The 15,047-nt window shown below is 64.0% G+C and carries 10 protein-coding genes and 4 tRNA genes; 10 read left to right on the top strand and 4 right to left on the bottom strand.

Features of this window, described 5'->3' with window-relative positions; all coding sequences use genetic code 11:
• Positions 1-14: 14 nt before the first annotated feature.
• Positions 15-4,025 (bottom strand): phosphoribosylformylglycinamidine synthase, encoded by a 4,011-nt coding sequence (purL, locus tag MJ205_RS12345; protein ID WP_239808747.1) that lies wholly within the window; start codon positions 4,023-4,025, stop codon positions 15-17.
• Positions 4,026-4,207: 182 nt separating this feature from the next.
• On the opposite strand from purL, the gene map reads away from it, so the two are divergent.
• Together map and MJ205_RS12355 are read left to right on the top strand one after the other, a co-directional pair.
• Complete coding sequence (gene map / locus MJ205_RS12350) at positions 4,208-5,023, top strand: type I methionyl aminopeptidase (protein WP_239808748.1); 816 nt, start codon at positions 4,208-4,210, stop codon at positions 5,021-5,023.
• Positions 5,024-5,239: 216 nt separating this feature from the next.
• On the top strand, positions 5,240-7,858 hold the full coding sequence (locus MJ205_RS12355; protein WP_239808749.1) for a [protein-PII] uridylyltransferase: 2,619 nt from the start codon (positions 5,240-5,242) through the stop codon (positions 7,856-7,858).
• A gap of 13 nt (positions 7,859-7,871) precedes the next feature.
• Here MJ205_RS12355 and def read toward each other — a convergent pair whose 3' ends face one another.
• Positions 7,872-8,411, bottom strand: coding sequence for a peptide deformylase (def, locus tag MJ205_RS12360; protein WP_239808750.1), 540 nt, complete (start codon positions 8,409-8,411; stop codon positions 7,872-7,874).
• A 127-nt stretch (positions 8,412-8,538) separates the two neighbouring features.
• Between def and MJ205_RS12365 the strand changes: the two genes are divergently transcribed.
• The 8 genes from MJ205_RS12365 (at position 8,539) to MJ205_RS12400 (ending at position 12,060) form a co-directional block, all read left to right on the top strand.
• Entirely contained in the window at positions 8,539-8,982 is a 444-nt protein-coding gene (locus tag MJ205_RS12365; protein ID WP_239808751.1) for a YbaN family protein, read from the top strand.
• Between the two features lie 101 nt (positions 8,983-9,083).
• A tRNA-Asn gene (locus tag MJ205_RS12370) sits at positions 9,084-9,159 on the top strand.
• Positions 9,160-9,205: 46 nt separating this feature from the next.
• A tRNA-Asn gene (locus MJ205_RS12375) sits at positions 9,206-9,281 on the top strand.
• A gap of 46 nt (positions 9,282-9,327) precedes the next feature.
• Positions 9,328-9,403: transfer RNA gene (locus MJ205_RS12380), tRNA-Asn, on the top strand.
• 46 nt (positions 9,404-9,449) lie between these two features.
• Positions 9,450-9,525, top strand: a tRNA-Asn gene (locus MJ205_RS12385).
• A gap of 131 nt (positions 9,526-9,656) precedes the next feature.
• Positions 9,657-10,457 (top strand): leucyl/phenylalanyl-tRNA--protein transferase, encoded by an 801-nt coding sequence (gene aat, locus MJ205_RS12390; RefSeq protein ID WP_239808752.1) that lies wholly within the window; start codon positions 9,657-9,659, stop codon positions 10,455-10,457.
• Positions 10,450-11,208 (top strand): arginyltransferase, encoded by a 759-nt coding sequence (locus tag MJ205_RS12395; protein WP_239808753.1) that lies wholly within the window; start codon positions 10,450-10,452, stop codon positions 11,206-11,208. Before aat ends, MJ205_RS12395 begins: the two co-directional genes overlap by 8 nt.
• Before the next feature lie 54 nt (positions 11,209-11,262).
• Positions 11,263-12,060, top strand: a complete 798-nt coding sequence (locus MJ205_RS12400; protein WP_239808754.1) for an IclR family transcriptional regulator — start codon at positions 11,263-11,265, stop codon at positions 12,058-12,060.
• Positions 12,061-12,132: 72 nt separating this feature from the next.
• Here the strand turns inward: MJ205_RS12400 and MJ205_RS12405 are convergent, their stop codons facing one another.
• Positions 12,133-13,260 carry a serine hydrolase gene (locus tag MJ205_RS12405; RefSeq protein ID WP_239808755.1) on the bottom strand — a complete coding sequence of 376 codons (1,128 nt, stop codon included), beginning with the start codon at positions 13,258-13,260 and terminating at the stop codon, positions 12,133-12,135.
• A gap of 117 nt (positions 13,261-13,377) precedes the next feature.
• Positions 13,378-14,916, bottom strand: a complete 1,539-nt coding sequence (locus MJ205_RS12410; protein ID WP_239808756.1) for a 2-isopropylmalate synthase — start codon at positions 14,914-14,916, stop codon at positions 13,378-13,380.
• Positions 14,917-15,047: the final 131 nt, after the last annotated feature.

Genomic DNA, 15,047 nt, shown 5'->3' on the forward strand with positions numbered 1-15,047 from the left:
GGTGGTTGCGCAGATCAGCCCAGCCAGTGGCGGGCATTGCGCCAGACGCGCATCCAGGGGCTGAGGGCCGAGCGGTCGCCGTCGGTCCAGCTCATCTGCACGTTGCGGAACACGCGCTCGGGGTGCGGCATCATCGCGGTGAAGCGGCCATCGGCCGTGGTCACAGCCGTCAGACCGCCGGCCGAGCCGTTCGGGTTGAACGGGTACTGCTCGGTGGCCTGGCCGTGGTTGTCCACATAGCGCATCGCGGCGATCACCGTCTCGGCATTGCCGCGGAAGCGGAAGTTGGCATAGCCCTCACCGTGCGCCACGGCGATCGGCAGGCGCGAGCCAGCCATGCCTTGCAGGAACAGGCTGGGCGACTCCAGCACCTCGACCATCGACAGACGCGCCTCGAAGCGGTTGCTCTGGTTTTGCGTGAAGCGCGGCCAGTCTTGCGCACCGGGGATGATGTCGGCCAGCTCGGCAAACATCTGGCAGCCATTGCAGACGCCCAGGCCGAAAGTGTCCTTGCGGCTGAAGAAGGCCTGGAACTGCTCGGACAGCGGCTCGTTGAAGGTGATCGAGCGGGCCCAGCCAATGCCGGCGCCCAGCGTGTCACCGTAGCTGAAGCCGCCGCAGGCGACGATACCGGCAAAGTCACGCAGCTGGGCACGGCCCGTCTGCAGGTCGGTCATGTGCACGTCCACCGCTTCAAAGCCGGCTTCGCCAAAGGCATAGGCCATTTCTACGTGGGAGTTCACGCCCTGCTCGCGCAGCACCGCCACGCGGGGCTTGGTCGCCACATTGACGAAAGGCGCAGACAGCGCTTCCTGCGGATCGAAGGTCAGGTGCACATGCATGCCGGGGTCGGACGGCACACCGACCGAGGCGTGCTCGCTGTCGGCGCAGGCGGGGTTGTCACGCTGCTGGGCAATCTTCCAGCTCACGGCATCCCAGACCTGGTGCAGATCGCTCAGGCTGGCGCCAAACACCTTCTTGGCATCGCGCCAGACTTGCAGCTCGCCCTTGCCCATGTCCATGCTGGACGAGGCCGGACGGGTCTTGCCCACGATGTGGCTGCAGGTGGACAGGCCATGCGCGCGCAGGATCTCCAGCACCTCGGCGCTGTCGCTGGTCTTGACTTGCAGCACGACGCCCAGCTCTTCGTTGAACAGCGCACGCAAGGTCAGGTCCTCGCGGCGGCCCGATACCTGGGCGCCCCAGTTCTTGCCTTCGCCGCTGTCCATGCGGCTGTCGGAGATGCCATCACCTTCGGTGATCAGCATGTCCACATTCAGTGCCACGCCGACATGGCCGGCAAAGGCCATTTCTGCCACGGTGGCCAGCAGGCCGCCGTCGCCCTTGTCGTGGTAGGCGAGGATCTTGCCCTGGGCGCGCAGCACGTTGACGGCATCGACCAGTGCGATCAGGTCCTTAGCCTCGTCGAGGTCTGGCGTTTCATTGCCGCTTTGGCCCAGCACCTGGCCCAGGATGGAGCCGCCCATGCGCATCTTGCCGCGCGAGAGATCGACCAGCACCAAGGTGGTGTCAGGCTCGCTGGCATCCAGCTGGGGCGTGAGCGTGCCGCGCACATCATCGATCGAGGCAAAGCCGGTGATGATCAGGCTGACCGGCGAGGTGACCTTCTTGGTCTCGCCGCCTTCGCTCCACTGCGTGCGCATCGACAGGCTGTCCTTGCCCACGGGGATGGAGATGTTCAGCTGCGGGCACAGCTCCATGCCGACGGCCTTGACGGTGGCGTACAGATCCGCGTCTTCACCGGGCTCGCCGCAAGCGGCCATCCAGTTGGCCGACATCTTCACCTTGGACAGCGCAATCGGCGCGGCCAGCATATTGGTGATGGCTTCGGCAACCGCCATGCGGCCCGAGGCGGGTGCATTGATCGCTGCCAGCGGGGTGCGCTCGCCCATGGCCATCGCTTCACCCTTGAAGCCCTGGAAATCGGCCAGGGTCACGGCCACGTCGGCCACCGGCACCTGCCAGGGGCCCACCATCTGGTCGCGGTGGGTCAGGCCGCCCACAGCGCGGTCACCAATGGTGACCAGGAAGCGCTTGGAGGCCACCGTTGGGTGGGCCAGCACGTCGATCACGGCCTTTTCCAGCGGCACGCCGGTCAGGTCGATGGCGGGCAGGCTGCGCGCCACGGTCTGCACATCCTTGTGCATCTTGGGCGGTTTGCCCAGCAGCACGTCCATCGGCATATCGACCGGGAATTTCTGGTCGTCAGCGGTCGCAGCCGGGTCTTCGAGCACCAGCTGGCGCTCTTCGGTGGCCGTGCCGATGACGGCAAACGGGCAGCGCTCGCGCTCGCAAAAGGCGGTGAACTGTGCCAGCGACTCGGGCGCAATCGCCATCACATAGCGTTCCTGGCTTTCGTTGGACCAGATTTCCTTGGGCGCCAGGCCCGATTCTTCGAGGTTGACCTTGCGCAGGTCAAAGCGGGCGCCACGGCCGGCGTCATTGGTCAGCTCGGGGAAGGCGTTGGACAGGCCACCGGCGCCCACATCGTGGATCGCCAGGATGGGGTTGGCCGCGCCCTGCTGCCAGCAGTGGTTGATGACTTCCTGCGCACGGCGCTCGATCTCGGGGTTGCCGCGCTGCACCGAGTCAAAGTCCAGCTCGGCTGCATTGGTGCCACTGGCCATCGAGCTGGCCGCACCGCCGCCCATGCCGATGCGCATGCCCGGGCCGCCCAGCTGGATCAGCAAGGTGCCGGCGGGGAACAGGATCTTCCGGGTCTGCTCGGCATCGATCACGCCCAGGCCACCGGCGATCATGATGGGCTTGTGGTAGCCGCGGGTGATATCACCGACTTGCTGCTCGTACTCGCGGAAGTAGCCGGTCAGGTTGGGACGGCCGAATTCGTTGTTGAACGCGGCGCCGCCCAGCGGGCCTTCGATCATGATCTGCAGCGGGCTGGCGATGTGCTCGGGCTTGCCAACCTCGCTGCCCCAGAGCTTGGAGACGGTGAAACCGGTCAGGCCGGCCTTGGGCTTGGAGCCCCGGCCGGTTGCGCCTTCGTCACGGATCTCACCGCCCGCGCCGGTGGAGGCACCGGGGAAAGGCGAGATGGCCGTCGGGTGGTTGTGGGTCTCGACCTTCATCAGCACATGGCTGGTGGCCGCCTGCTTCTGGTAGCTGGGCGCCGTCACGGCATCGGCCTGGGTGTTGAACGGCGCCACAAAGCGCTCGACCTGGTGGCCTTCCATGATGGAGGCATTGTCCGAGTACGCCACCACGGTGTGCTGGGGCGATACCGCCTCGGTGTGGCGGATCATGCCGAACAGGCTCTTGTCCTGGGCCACCCCGTCGATGGTGAAGTGGGCGTTGAAGATCTTGTGGCGGCAGTGCTCGGAGTTCGCCTGGGCAAACATCATCAGCTCGACATCGCTGGGGTTGCGCGCCAGGCCCTTGAAGGCGTTTTCCAGGTACTCGATCTCGTCCTCGGCCAGTGCCAGGCCCCATTGCTTGTTGGCTTTTTCCAGCGCGCTGCGGCCACCGCCCAGCACATCGACAAACTCCATCGGCTGGGCTTGCAGTGCGGAGAACAGCTGCTCGGCCTCGGCGCGGGTGCCAAACACCGACTCGGTCATGCGGTCGTGCAGCAGCGCAGCGATCTGCGCGGTCTGCTCGGCGCTCAGCTCAGGCTTGCCGCCCAGCAGGCCAGCCTTGAGCTCGATGCGGTACTCGGTCAGGCGCTCGATGCGGAACACCGCCAGGCCGCAGTTGCGGGCGATGTCGGTGGCCTTGGAGGCCCAGGGCGAGATCGTGCCCATGCGCGGCGTGACGATGAAGGCCTGGCCGTCGCTGCCGCCTTCATAGGGGTCGCCATAGGTCAGCAGGGCTGCGACGCGCTCGGCCTGCGCGCCGGCCAGCGGCTGCTCGGTGGCGACCAGATGCACAAAACGGGCAGCAATGCCCGTTATCTTTGGATGGATCGCCGTCAATGCGGTCTGCAGTTGTTGGGCGCGGAAGGAGCTGAGGGCGTTGCCGCCTGGTAGCTGAGTCAGGTGCAGTGTCACGTGGCAGCCTATGTGGACTAGGAGGATGGGAAGAAAGCACGCATGCGCCTTGCCCACTGCGACGGGTGGACCGTGGCAGCACCATGACAAGGGCGGGATAACCCGGGATTCTACTGTGCCCCGCCAGGACACGTAGCCGCATGGACAACAGGCCAATGGCGGCGGTGGGATAATCATGGGCTATGACCATCAAAATCAATACCGAAGAAGATATTGCGCAGATGCGGATCGCAGGCCGTCTGGCCTCGGAGGTCCTGGACTACATCACCCCCCACATCCAACCGGGCATCACGACCAAGCAGATCGATCTGCTGTGCGCCGAGGCGATGGAAAAGCAAGGCACCAAATCGGCCTGCCTGGGCTACCAGCCTCCGGGCATGACGCCCTACCCGGCCTATGTCTGCACCTCGGTCAACCACGTGGTCTGCCACGGCATTCCCAATGACAAGCCGCTCAAGAAGGGCGATGTCGTCAATGTGGACGTGACCATCATCACGCCCGAAGGCTACTTCGGCGACAACAGCCGCATGTTCGTGATCGGCGAAGGCACGATTGCCGGCAAGCGCCTGTGCCAGCTGACCTTTGAAGCGATGTGGCATGGCATCGTGCAGGTCAAGAATGGCGCCCATCTGGGCGATATCGGCCATGCGATCCAGAAGTTCGCCGAAGGCCATGGCCTGTCGGTCGTGCGCGAGTACTGCGGCCACGGCATCGGCAAGGTGTTCCACGACGAGCCCCAGGTGCTGCACTATGGCCGCCCGGGCACCGGGGTGGAACTCAAGACCGGCATGATCTTCACGATCGAGCCGATGCTCAACCTGGGTAAGAAGGACATCAAGGACCTGGGCAATGACGGCTGGACCGTCATCACCAAGGACCACAGCCTGTCGGCCCAATGGGAAGTCGAAGTGCTGGTGACCGACACCGGCTATGAAGTGCTGACCTGGTCGGAAGGCTCGCCCACGCCGCCAAGCTTTGTGACCACGATCAAGTGCTGATGGCGCGCTGATCCGGCCCACCCCTCTGCACCGGGCCGGCGGCGGTCGGCGGTCCCGGTACCCAAGGCGGCATCGCGACAAGCGTGCCGCCTTTGTCGTTTCGGGTGGCCGATCCCCGCCACGCCCTCATTTGGTGCGCCGTGGCATGGAATGTGCTTATTCGCATCCGCTGTTGAATGCTATGGCACACTGCCAGCGACAGCAGAATAGAGCACCATGAACGATCCTCGCATTCCGCAGCTGCGCGAGCAGTACCAGGCCCAACGCAGCGCCCTGTTTGACGACATCATGGCCGGGGGCAGCAGCACCCGGGGCATACAGACGCAATTGCGCAAGCTGTCGCAGCTGGCCGATGGTTTGCTGCGTGAGCTGTGGCATCTGGCCGGCCTGCCCGGCCGCCTGAACCTGGTAGGGGTGGGCGGTTTTGGCCGGGGCAAGCTCTTCCCGTATTCCGATATCGATGTGCTGCTGCTGCTGCCCGAGGGCACGGACCCCGAGCAGGACAGCGAATTGCGCAGCGCGATCGAGCAGTTCATCGGCTCCTGCTGGGATGCGGGGCTGGAGATCGGCTCGAGCGTGCGCACCCTCAGCCAGTGCATCAGCGAGGCCCAGGCCGATGTGACGGTGCAGACGGCGCTGCTGGAGTCGCGCCGCATCATCGGCTCGCCACGCCTCTACCACCTGTTCCAGGCAGCGCTGGCCCAGTCCATCCAGCCCGATGCCTTTGTCGTGGCCAAGGTGCTGGAGATGCAGCAGCGCCACAACAAATACGAAAACACCGTCTATGCGCTGGAGCCCAATTGCAAGGAATCGCCCGGCGGCCTGCGCGATCTGCAGCTGATCCTGTGGCTGGGCCGCGCCACGGGCCTGGGCAGCCGCTGGAAGGAGCTGGCCGACAAGGGCCTGGCGACCGTCTACGAGGTGCGCAACCTGCAGCGCAACGAGGACCTGATTTGCCTCATCCGCGCGCGGTTGCACATTGTGGCGCGGCGCCGCGAGGACCGGCTGGTCTTCGACCTGCAAACGCCGGTGGCCGAGTCCTTTGGTTTCAAGACGGTGACCCCTGCCGGCCAACGCTTTCCCAAGCGCGCCAGCGAGGAGCTGATGAAGCGCTACTACTGGGCCGCCAAGGCCGTGGCCCAGCTCACACAGATCCTGATGCTGAACATGGACGAGCGCCTGCACCCGGGCAACCACACCCTGCGCCGCATCGATGACGAGTTCTACGACAAGGCCGGCCTCATCGAGGTGGCCGACGACGAGGTCTACCAGCGCAACCCGCATGCGATCTTGCGCACCTTCCTGCTCTACGAGACCGAGCCGGGCCTGAAGGACCTGTCGGCCCGCACCTTCCGCGCGCTCTACCATGCACGCCAGCTGATGGATGCGCAGTTCCGGCGCGACCCGGTCAACCGCGCCACCTTCATGCAGATCCTGCAGCAGCCCCATGGCATCACCCATGCGATGCGGCTGCTCAACCAGACCTCGGTGCTCGGCCGCTACCTCTGGCCGTTCCGCCGCATCGTCGGCCAGATGCAGCATGACCTGTTCCACGTCTACACGGTGGACCAGCACATCCTGATGGTGCTGCGCAATGTGCGGCGCTTCTTCATGGCCGAGCATGCGCACGAGTACCCGTTCTGCTCGCAGCTGGCCGCAGGCTGGGACAAGCCCTGGATTCTGTACCTCGCCGCCCTCTTCCACGATATCGGCAAGGGCCGGGGCGGTGACCATTCGGAGATCGGTGCGCTGGAGGTCAAGCGCTTTTGCCGCGACCACCAGATTGCCAAGGACGACCGGCAGCTGGTCGAGTTTCTGGTGCGTGAGCACCTGACGATGAGCCAGGTCGCGCAAAAGCAGGACACATCGGACCCCGAGGTGATCACCGCCTTTGCCCAGCGCATGGGCAATGAGCGCAGGCTCACCGCCCTCTACCTGCTCACGGTGGCGGATATCCGCGGCACCAGCCCCAAGGTCTGGAATGCCTGGAAAGGCAAGCTGCTCGAAGACCTGTACCGCGCCACCCTGCGCGTGCTGGGCGGACGGGCCCCCGATGTGGCTGCCCAGGTGGAAATCCGCAAGCGCGAGGCCTTGGTGCTGCTGGCGCTGTCGGCCCAGCCCCATGAATCGCAAAAAGCGCTGTGGGACACCTTGGGCCTGGACTATTTTCTGCGCCACGAGGCCGCCGACATTGCCTGGCACACGCGCCACCTGTCCCGTTCGGTGGGCAGCAAGGCCACGTTGGTGCGCGCCCGCCAGTCGCTGGCCGGCGAGGGCCTGCAGGTGATGGTGTACGCGCCCGACCAGCCCGATCTGTTTGCCCGCATCTGCAGCTATTTTGACCAGGCGGGTTTCTCGATCCTGGACGCGAGGGTGCATACCGCCCTCAACCGCTATGCGCTCGATACCTTCCAGGTGGTGGCCACCGATGCACCGCAAAGCTACCGCGAGTTGATCAACCTGGTCGAGAGCGAGCTGACGCGCGTGCTGGTGGCCGCCCAGCCACTGCCCGAGCCGGCGCAGCGCCGGGTATCGCGCCGGGTCAAGAGCTTTCCGGTGGCGCCGCGCGTGCTGCTGCGCCCCGATGACAAGGGCCAGCGCTGGCTGCTGTCCATTTCAGCGGCAGACCGCGCAGGCCTGCTCTACACGGTAGCGCGCATCCTTGCCCGCCACCAGCTGAGCGTGGAGCTGGCCAAGATCAGCACCTTGGGCGAGCGGGTGGAAGACAGCTTTTTGCTGCAGGGCCCGGAGCTGCAGAACAATGTGAGCCAGATCGCGATCGAGACCGAGCTGCTGTGGGCGCTGGCCGCGACCGGCAGCGGCGCCGCCGGTTGATTCGGGGGCCGGCTCAGTCGTCCTCAGCCGCGCTGATGCCGGGGAACAGCACTTCGGTGAAGCCGAACTGGCTGAAATCGCGCACCCGCATCGGGTAGAGCTTGCCCCAGAGGTGGTCGCATTCATGCTGTACCACCCGGGCATGGAAGCCTTCGGCCACGCGGTCGATCGGATCGCCATACTGGTCGAAACCGGTGTAGCGAATCTTGCGCCAGCGCGGCACCATGCCGCGCAGGCCCGGCACCGACAGACAACCTTCCCAGTCATCCTCTTCCTCGTCCGACAACGGCGTGATCACCGGGTTGACCAGCACCGTGGGCGGCACCAGCGGACGATCCGGGTAGCGCGGGTTGCGATCGGGCGAGCCGAAGAACACCACCTGCAGATCCACGCCGATCTGCGGCGCCGCCAAGCCCGCGCCATGGGCATCGCGCATGGTGTCGAGCAGGTCCTGCACCAGCTGGTGCAGCGTATCGGTGTCAAACTCGGTCACGGGCTGCGCAGTGCGCAGCAAACGGGCATCGCCCATTTTCAGGATTGGATAGATCGCCATACCGGGATGGTAGCGCAGCAGGGCATGCGGTCTGGCGCCTTTTGCCACCCAAAGCAGCGCGATTCAGAATGCCTGGCTTGCCCAGCATCAAGACACTGTTATGCGGCGCGATGCACAATGCATGACCATGAACGAGCCCGGAGCCTCCTCCACTGCGCTGCAGGAAGTGCAGACACCGGCCTACTGCCCCATCCGCAGCCCGGTGCTGCGCTGGCTGCTGCTGCTGGCGGCCGTGGCCTGCCTCGCAATGGGCATCATCGGCATCTTTGTGCCGGGCCTGCCCACGACGGTCTTCATCCTGATGGCCGGGGCCTGCGCCGCGCGCAGCTCGGCGCGGCTGCATGGCTGGCTGTGGCGCCACCGCCTGTTTGGCGGCATGCTGCGCAACTGGGCGGCAGGCGGCTTTGTCAGCCGCAAGGCCAAGTGGAGCGCCAGCATCACGATGGCGGTGTGTGCAGTCATCATGCTGCTGGTGCCAGCGCCCGGCTGGGCCAAGCTGTTGTCGATCAGCTGCATGGCCTGCGTGCTGGCCTGGCTATGGTGCCGGCCCGAACCGCCCGCACCCCGCTGAGCGTTCCGCCTGGCGGACAGCCTCGCGTACGGCCCCCGGCGGCAAAAAATGACCTGGTCCGTTTTTCGGGTCAAAAATTCGTTCTATAATCGCAGTCTTGTTCCTCAATAGCTCAGTTGGTAGAGCGCCGGACTGTTAATCCGTAGGTCCCTGGTTCGAGCCCAGGTTGAGGAGCCACAGAATTTTTTGGCTTTGCAATCGAACAAAGCCTGTTGACCGATATTCCTCAATAGCTCAGTCGGTAGAGCGCCGGACTGTTAATCCGTAGGTCCCTGGTTCGAGCCCAGGTTGAGGAGCCATCACTTATCTGCCCTGCAATCGTTCAGGGCATTGACCAAAATTTGTTCCTCAATAGCTCAGTTGGTAGAGCGCCGGACTGTTAATCCGTAGGTCCCTGGTTCGAGCCCAGGTTGAGGAGCCAAAGCTTTTTGGGCTTTGCAATCGCACAGAGCCTGTTCACCGTTTATTCCTCAATAGCTCAGTTGGTAGAGCGCCGGACTGTTAATCCGTAGGTCCCTGGTTCGAGCCCAGGTTGAGGAGCCACTTCAAAAGCCTGCACACATGTGCAGGCTTTTTTGTTTTTGCAGGCCCAGCCCCGCAGCAGCGGCAGAACTGCAGTATTTATCACCCCCGCGCCGCCTTGGGGGCCGGCAGCCTGCCATTTGGCCGCTACCATGGCAACAGACACCATGAGCGCCAACCACCACACCCCTCCGCTTGCCTGGCTGCAGCCCGATGACGACTTTCCGCCGGTCGACCGGGCCTGGGGACCCGACACGCCCCACCCCGGCCTGCTCGCCGCCGGCGGCGTGCTCGACAGCGCCCATCTGCAGCAGGCCTACCGCCAGGGCATCTTCCCGTGGTTCAGCGAAGGCTCGCCGATCCTGTGGTGGTCCACCGATCCGCGCATGGTGCTGCAACCGGCCGATTTCAGGCTCCACCGCTCGCTCAAGCAGGCGATCCGCAAGTTTGAACAGGACCCGCACAGCGAGCTGCGCATCGACAGCGACTTTGCCGCCGTGATTGCAGCCTGCAGCCAGCAGGCCCGCCCGGGGCAGGATGGCACCTGGATCGTCGACGATATCCAGGCCGCCTACACGCAGCTGCACCGCGATGGCTTTGCCCACAGTGTGGAGCTGTGGCAGCGCGGCCGGTTGGTGGCCGGGCTGTACTGTGTGGCCATCGGCCGCGCGGTGTTTGGTGAATCGATGTTCACCACGGTCCCCAATGGCTCCAAGATTGCGCTGGCCGCACTGGTGCAGATCTGCCGCCGTGAGCAGGCGCCGATGATCGATTGCCAGCAAAACACCGGGCATCTGGCCTTCATGGGTGCAGCAGAGATACCGCGCAGCCGGTTTGTGGCCCATGTGCGCACGCAAATAGCGCTGCCCCCGATGCGTTGGGAGTTTGCATCTCGCGATTGGACTGACATAATCCCACTATCTGAAATGACATCTCCGCATCCGGATGAGTAGGCTGAACGAACTACCGCTGCACAGCTTGCAGTTTTATGCGACAGCGCCCTACCCATGCAGCTATCTTGAAGCGCGCATGGCGCGCTCTCAGGTAGCCACGCCCAGCCACGCCATACAGAACGATGTCTATTCCGAGCTGATCCAGCAGGGATTTCGCCGCAGCGGCCTGTTCACCTACCGCCCCTATTGCGATGGCTGCCAGGCCTGCGTGCCCCTGCGCGTGCATGTGCAGGACTTCAAACCCAAGCGCCACCAGCGCCGCGCGCGCAAACAGCATGAAGCCCTGGAAGTGCGCGTGCTGCCGCTGGGCTTTCTGCGCGAGCACTACGCGCTCTACCTGCGCTACCAATCTGCCCGCCACACCGGCGGCGGCATGGATGAGGACAGTGTCGAGCAGTATTCGCAGTTCATGCTGCAAAGCCGGGTCAACAGCCGCCTGGTGGAGTTCCGCGAACCGGCACAGGGCACACAGCCCGGCGCCTTGAAGATGGTCTCGATCATCGATATCCTCAACGACGGCCTGTCCGCCGTCTACACCTTTTACGAGCCCGAGGCCCACACCAGCTACGGCACCTACAACGTGCTCTGGCAGATTGAGCAGTGCCGTGCGATGGGCCTACCCTACCTGTACCTGGGCTACTGGATTGCCGCCAGCCCCAAGATGCAGTACAAGGCCGACTACCAGCCCTATGAGGTCTACATCGACCAGCGCTGGCAGCCGGGCCAGCTCGCCAACCATTGCGCCGACTGATCGCTGCGATCAAGCGGCCACCCCTATCTTTGTTATCTGAGCGCCAGTCTACGCATGACCAAAACAACACATGACACCGTCACCAAGCCCAGCGTACAAGTGCTAGAGCGCATGTTCACGCTGCTGGACGTCCTGGCCACGCGCGAGGAAGCGGTGTCACTGAAAGAGCTCAGCGAAATCACGGGCCTGCACCCGTCGACGACGCACCGCATCTTGAATGACCTGACCATCGGCCGCTTCGTGGACCGCCCCGAATCGGGCAGCTACCGCCTGGGCATGCGCCTGCTGGAGCTGGGCAACCTGGTCAAGGCACGCATCAATGTGCGCGAAGTGGCGTTGCTGCCGATGCGCCGCCTGCACCTGGCGACCCAGCAGGCCATCAATCTGAGCATGCGCCAGGGCGACGAGATCGTCTACGTGGAGCGCAGCTTCAGCGAACGTTCGGGCATGCAGGTGGTGCGTGCGATCGGCGGGCATGCGCCCTTGCATCTGACCTCCACCGGCAAGCTCTTCCTGGCCGATGATGAACCCGAGCGCGTGCGCGCCTACGCTATGCGCACGGGCCTGGCCGGCAATACCAAGAACAGCATCACCAACCTGGCGGTGCTCGAGCGCGAGCTGTCCAAGACACGCCAGTACGGCGTGGCACGCGACAATGAAGAGCTGGAGCTGGGCGTGCGCTGCATGGCCGCAGGCATCTATGACGACCAGGGGCGCCTGGTGGCAGGGCTGTCCGTCTCCGCCCCCGCTGACCGGCTGGAGGACGCCTGGACCACGCGCCTGCAGGCCACGGCGAGCGAGATCTCATCGGCGCTGGGATTTGACGAACACCGCCAGCCCAACGCACGCTGACGCCAGTCCGCCCTGCACACTCGCAGACGCAAAAAAACCTGCCGAGGCAGGTTTTTTGTTGGGTGCCTGGCGTCAGTGTTTGGCCAGCAGGTGCGTAGCGGAGCCTTCCACCCAATGGCGCACCCGTTCGGCGTCTGCCAGACGGCCAAACTTGCCAGCCGAATCCAGGAACACCATGATCAGCTTGCGGCCCGCGACCTGGGTCTGCATCACCAGGCAGCGCCCGGCTTCGGAGATATAGCCGGTCTTTTGCAGGCCGATGTTCCACTCCGGGTTGTGCACCAGGCGGTTGGTGTTGTTGAACTGGACGGTACGCTCACCCACTTCCACCTGGTAGGACGGCGAGGTGGTCAGATCGCGCATCAGCGGATCGGAGTGCGCCACGTTGACCAAGGTCGCCAGGTCGAAGGCGCTGGACTGGTTGGAGCTCGACAGGCCGGTGGGCTCGACATAGCGGGTATCGGCCATGCCCAGCATCTTGGCTTTCATGTTCATCAGGCCGACAAAGGTCTGCATGCCACCCGGATAGGTGCGGCCCAGCGCATGCGCTGCGCGGTTTTCGCTGGACATCAGCGCCAGGTGCAGCAACTCGCCACGCATCAATGTGGTGCCGACACGCAGACGCGAGCTGCTGTGCTTTTCGGTGTCCACATCGTCCTGGGTGATGGTTATCATCTCGTCCATCGGCAGCTGGGCCTGCGAGATGATGAGGCCGGTCATCAGCTTGGTGAGCGAGGCGATGGGCAGCACCGCATGGTCATTCTTGGACAGCAGCACCTCATGCGTGTCCTGGTCCAGCACCAGCGCCACGCTGGACTTGAGGGCCAGCGGATCGGTCACATCATGCAGACCGGCGAGCTGGCCGAAGGATTGGCGCTCGGGAATGATTACGGCCGAGGCGACCGCAGCACGACCGGCATGGCGGCCCACCTTGGCGACGGTGGTCTTGCCCTTCGCAGCCTTGCCTGCGAGCTTTTTGGACGCGGGCGCTGCAGCTGCCTGCTTCTGGCGCCCGTTGCGCTCACCCTTGGAGGCCACGGCCGCCTGCTTCTTGCCTGCCTTGGCCTGCACATGGGCCTTCGCAGCGGGCTTGTTCTTGGCGCTGGCATGGGCGGCAGGCGCCGCCAAACCAAAGGCCAACGTACAAATTGCAAACAAATGTGAAAAACGACGCAAAACACTGCGATGACGTAGCGCCATTATTCTGCTCCCTACAAATACGATAGCTGACAGCGGAAATTTGGATTCAAAAAATCGCGCAAATTCATGAACTTACGCGATTCTTCAATTATTTAAGTGAAATTATATTCCGAAGTCTCAACCTTGTGCAGCTACTCGCTCCGTAGGATTTTGTAACTTGTTCAGTGCAGCGATGTAAGCCTTCGCTGACGCCACGACGATATCGGGGTCTGCACCTACACCGTTGACGATGCGGCCACCTTGCTGCAAGCGTACGGTCACCTCACCCTGGCTCTCGGTGGAGCCGCTGATCGCATTGACCGCATACAGCACCATCTCGGCGCCGCTGCGCGCCTGGGATTCGATGGCCTTCATCGATGCATCGACAGGCCCGTTGCCGGTGGACTCGCCGCGCACTTCCTGGCCGTGGGCAATCAGCACCACACTGGCCTTGGGCTGCTCGCCCGTTTCGCTGGCTTGCGACAGCGACACGAAGCGGTAGGTCTCAGCCTGGGCTTCCGCGCCTTCCATGTGCACCAATGCCAGGATGTCCTCGTCAAAGATTTCACTCTTGCGGTCAGCCAGGTCCTTGAAACGGGCGAAGGCGGCATTGATGTCGCTTTCGCTGTCCATCACCACACCCAGCTCCTGCAGGCGCTGCTTGAAGGCGTTGCGGCCCGAGAGCTTGCCCAGCACGATCTTGTTGGCGCTCCAGCCCACATCCTCGGCCCGCATGATCTCGTAGGTGTCGCGGGCCTTGAGCACGCCATCCTGGTGGATGCCCGAGGCATGGGCAAACGCATTGGCGCCCACCACGGCCTTGTTGGGCTGCACCACAAAGCCGGTGGTCTGGCTGACCAGGCGGCTGGCGGCCACAATGTGCTGGGCGTCGATGTTGACATCGAGGCCAAAGTAATCGCGGCGCGTCTTGACGGCCATGACGACTTCCTCCAGTGAGCAGTTACCCGCGCGCTCACCCAGGCCGTTGATCGTGCACTCCACCTGGCGCGCACCACCGATCTTGACGCCGGCCAGCGAGTTGGCGACGGCCATGCCCAGGTCGTTGTGGCAATGCACCGACCAGATGGCCTTGTCACTGTTGGGAATGCGCTCGCGCAGGTTCAGAATGAACTGGCCATAGAGCTCGGGGATCGCGTAGCCGACGGTGTCGGGCACATTGATGGTGGTGGCGCCTTCGGCGATCACCGCCTCGATCACGCGGCAGAGAAAATCCGGGTCGCTGCGGTAGCCGTCTTCGGGACTGAATTCGATATCGCCCACCAGATTGCGGGCAAAACGCACCGACATCTTGGCCTGCTCGAACACCTCATCGGGCGACATGCGGAGTTTTTTCTCCATGTGCAGCGGGCTGGTCGCAATGAAGGTGTGAATGCGTGCCCGGTTGGCAGGCTTCAAGGCTTCGGCAGCGCGGGCAATGTCACGGTCATTGGCGCGTGCCAGCGAACAGATGGTCGAGTCCTTGATGATGGAGGCGATGCTCTGCACACAATCGAAATCTCCGTTGGAGCTGGCGGCAAAGCCAGCCTCGATGACGTCCACCTTGAGGCGCTCGAGCTGGCGCGCAATGCGCAGCTTCTCGTCCTTGGTCATCGACGCGCCGGGCGACTGTTCGCCATCGCGCAAGGTGGTATCAAAAATAATCAGTTGGTCGCTCATCGTGTGTTCTCCATGGCATGGGTCATGCGCTGCCGCCGTGCTGCCACTGTGGGTAAGTGGAATCTCTACAACAGGCTGCAGGAAAGCGGTCTGCCCGCTCTCCTGCAGCCTGCGTCAACCGCGCTACAGTT

Origin of the sequence: Comamonas sp. B21-038, assembly GCF_022387135.1 — a bacterium.
Taxonomy (GTDB): domain Bacteria; phylum Pseudomonadota; class Gammaproteobacteria; order Burkholderiales; family Burkholderiaceae_C; genus Comamonas; species Comamonas sediminis.